Raw genomic sequence first — 3245 nt, forward strand, 5'->3', positions numbered from 1 at the left:
GCGTCGAGCGCTCCCGGTTCGTCTCCAAGTACGGCGCCGCCCCCCTCTACTGGTTCCACTTCGCCATCTCGCCAATCATCAAGCTCGGGGACGGCATCGCGAAGGGGACGCTGAAGCTGTTCGGCGTCGAGATGACCGGCGCGTGGCTCGAGACCGAGGAAGACGTCATCGAGAACCGCGCGCAGCTCCGGAACCGCCTGCAGGACGTCCTCCAGCGGGGCGACCTCTCCGAGGAGCGGCTCTCCGAGGTCGTCAACGCCCTCGACGTCGGCACCACCGCGGTCTCGGACGTGATGGTCGACGCCGACGACGTGGTCTACCTCTCGACGGCCGTCGACGTCGACGAGAACATTCACCGCCTGACGTCCTCGCCGCACACCCGCTACCCGCTGGTCGGCGACGACCCGACTGACTTCCGCGGCGTCGTCTACGTGCCCGCGGTCATCGACCACCTCGACGAGATTCGCGCCGGCGACGCGAGCTTCGAGGACGTCGCCGCGCCCCCGATGACGCTCACGGCCGACACCACCGTCAGCGACGCCATCGACCAGTTCCAGGCGGAGAACCAGGAGCTCGCGCTCGTCTTCGACGACGGCGAGGTCGTCGGGCTGCTCACCGCGACCGACGCCTTCGAGACCGTGATGGGGCAGCTCGAGGACCCGCTGGACCGCGAGCACGACAACTAGTTCGCTCGCAGGCGGGTCGCGGCGCTGCCGGCCGCCAAAACCACGAGGTAGACGCCGGCGAACGTCAGTGCGGCGTCTCTCAACAGGTCGGCGAGCCCGTATCGGTAGACCGCGTTCTCGCTGCGGAGGAAGTACAGCCAGCCGTTCAGGCCGGCGAGCGCGAGCGGGAGCCCGACCCACGCGAGCAGCGCCTCCCGCCACAGCGCCGCGCCGGCAGCCAGCGGGCTGGCTCCGTCGTCCTCGGCGTCGTCACTGGAGGGCGAACGTGACATGTCCGATCACTGACGGGGCGTCGACTAAACTATTCCGGGTCGCGGTCCGCCCGACTCCCGAGGTGCATCTCGCCGCGGGCGCGGATGACGCCGTCGACGTCGGCGTCCGGGTGGACGTGGACGTCCTGCCCGGAGACGTCGCCGAGGACGGTCGCACCGGCTGCGACGCGCACGTCGCCGTTCCGCGTCGTGACGTCGCCGTGAATCTTCGTCCCCGAGCCCACGGAGACGTCCTCCTGGGCGCGCAGGCTGCCGAAGATGTTGTTGTCCTCGCCGACCTCGACGCTGGTCGCGCGGATGTTCCCGTGGAGCCGGCAGTCGTCGCCGACCGTCGCGGGCGTGGAGACCCGCCACGCGTCGTCGGAGACGCTGCCCGAGCGCGGAATCGTCAGCGGCTGGGCGTCGCCGTCGGTCGCGAACTGGTCGACGAGCTCCTCGGCCTCCTCCTCCTCGCCGATCTGGAGGAGGTGGGTGAGGTAGACGACGAAGAACGTGATGGTGGGCATCGGGTTCCGGATGACGATCCAGCCGGAGGCCTCGAACCCCTCCTCGATGTCGACGTCGTCGCCGATGTCGAGGTCGCCGCCGACGACGAGCCGGCCGGTGATGTGGACGCGCTCGCCGAGGTAGGCGTCCTCGCTGGCGAGGACGTTCCCGTCGACGTCGCACCACATGTCGAGCCGGCAGTCGCCGTCGGCTTCGATGTCGCCGGCGAAGGAGACCCGCTCGCCGGCGACGACGCTGTGGCCGCGAACCCCGAGTTCGACCGTGGACTGGCCGCCGACCAGCACGTCGCCGTCCACCACGACGTCGTGTTCCTGTACGGTGGTGCCGTCGGGCACGACGAGTTCGTCTATCGGGTTCGGGCCGAGCACACCCGTCCAATCACCCCGCACGCCAATAAACCCCGCGAGAACGCACGCCAACCGTCGGACGGCGGGCTTTTGTCCGCCCGCCGCCTACGCCGGGGTATGACTACGCTCTCGTTCGAAGACGACGGCGTCGACGTCGTCTACGAAGGCACCGAGTTCCGGATGGAGCGCGAGCTCATCGAGGAGGCCACCGACAAGGAGTACCACGAGGTCACCGACCACGAGGTGCTCAAGCTCGTGGAGTCGAACCCCGCGCTCTCCGGTGAGCCGCGGCGCATCGGCGACATCGTCTGAGGCGAACTTTTAGGTCGGCGCGCGGCGACTACCGAGTATGACCGCGGCGCTCCCCGACTTCGAGCACCCCGCGTGGGTGACCGCGCTGGCGACGGTCGCGAGCTACGGGCTCGTCCTGCTCGCGATGACGGTCCTGCTGTTCGGCGTGCCGTACGCCGTCTTCTCGGCGCTGTAGCTCACGCCCGCGTCCGCAGGAGGCCGACAACCGGGACCAACAGCAGCGCGCCCGCGACGAACGGCGACCACGAGACGAAGACGTACGCGGCGGCGGCCAGCGGCGGGCCGACCGTGCGTCCCAGACTGCCGGCGCCTGCGTGACGCCGAACGCCGACCCCTGCGTCTCCGCGCCCGCCGACTCGGAGACGAGCGCCGCCAGCCCGACCGTAATCGCGCCGTTGCCGAACGACGCGAGCGCGCCGAACGCCAGCAGCGCCGCGAGACCGCCGGTCACCCACGCGGGGCCGGCGGCGAGCAGCGGGTCGGTGCCCGCGAGCGGGGAGGCCGCCAGCACCAGCAGCGCGGCGCACAGCGAGACGACGCCGGCCCGTACGACCCAGCGGGCGCCGTACCGGCGGGCGAGCGCGCCGACGAGGACGCCCTGATTCAGGACGCCGAGCGCGCCGATGTACGCGAGGAACAGCGCCGCCTCGGTGGCGCCGTAGCCGAAGACGTCGGCGACGAACGGGACGAACATCACGGTGACGCCGGCGAACGACAGCGACGTCAGGAAGAACGCGACGACCAGCGGGCGCAGGGTGGCGTCCGCGAGCGCGGCCCGGAACTGGGCGACGAACGACGTTCGCCCGGCCGAGCTGCGGGTCCGCGGCGGCTCCTCGAGGACGACCACGGCGGCGACCAGCGCGACGAAGGAGAACCCGGCTGCGGCGAAGCTCGGCAGCGAGAAGCGCGTGACGGGGACGAACGCGGGCAGCGCCGAGCGGACGGCGGTGACCACCGTCTCGTCCGCGAGGAGGCCGCCGACCGCGGGCCCGAAGACGAACCCGAGGCCGAACGCCGCGCCGACGAGCCCGAGCGCGCCGGCGCGGCGCTCGGGCGGCGTCACGTCCGCGATGTACGCCTGCGCGGCGGCGATGTTACCCCCGGCGGCGCCGGCGAGCAGC

At 71.5% G+C, this 3245-nt stretch carries 5 protein-coding genes; 2 read left to right on the forward strand and 3 right to left on the reverse strand.

The genetic code is table 11. The features are described 5' to 3' along the window. The coding region (locus tag GJ634_RS14675) for a CBS domain-containing protein (RefSeq protein WP_157503587.1) at positions 1 to 686 on the forward strand (686 nt) is incomplete at its 5' end. Here GJ634_RS14675 and GJ634_RS14680 read toward each other — a convergent pair. Together GJ634_RS14680 and GJ634_RS14685 are read right to left on the reverse strand one after the other, a co-directional pair. Then, entirely contained in the window at positions 683 to 958 is a 276-nt protein-coding gene (locus GJ634_RS14680) for a hypothetical protein (RefSeq protein WP_157503588.1), read from the reverse strand. The two genes, GJ634_RS14675 and GJ634_RS14680, sit on opposite strands and share 4 nt — an antisense overlap. A gap of 29 nt (positions 959 to 987) precedes the next feature. Beyond that, a complete protein-coding gene (locus GJ634_RS14685) occupies positions 988 to 1833 on the reverse strand; it encodes an acyltransferase (protein ID WP_331714204.1) in 846 nt (281 codons plus the stop codon). Between the two features lie 96 nt (positions 1834 to 1929). Between GJ634_RS14685 and GJ634_RS14690 the strand changes: the two genes are divergently transcribed. Beyond that, positions 1930 to 2124 carry a DUF5800 family protein gene (locus GJ634_RS14690; protein WP_157503590.1) on the forward strand — a complete coding sequence of 65 codons (195 nt, stop codon included), beginning with the start codon at positions 1930 to 1932 and terminating at the stop codon, positions 2122 to 2124. Between the two features lie 28 nt (positions 2125 to 2152). On the opposite strand, the gene GJ634_RS17040 is transcribed toward GJ634_RS14690, so the two are convergent. Continuing rightward, the coding region (locus tag GJ634_RS17040; RefSeq protein WP_197425553.1) for an MFS transporter at positions 2153 to 3245 on the reverse strand (1093 nt) is incomplete at its 5' end.

Origin of the sequence: Halobacterium sp. CBA1126 (assembly GCF_009741975.1) — an archaeon.
Classification (GTDB): Archaea; Halobacteriota; Halobacteria; order Halobacteriales; family Halobacteriaceae; genus Halobacterium.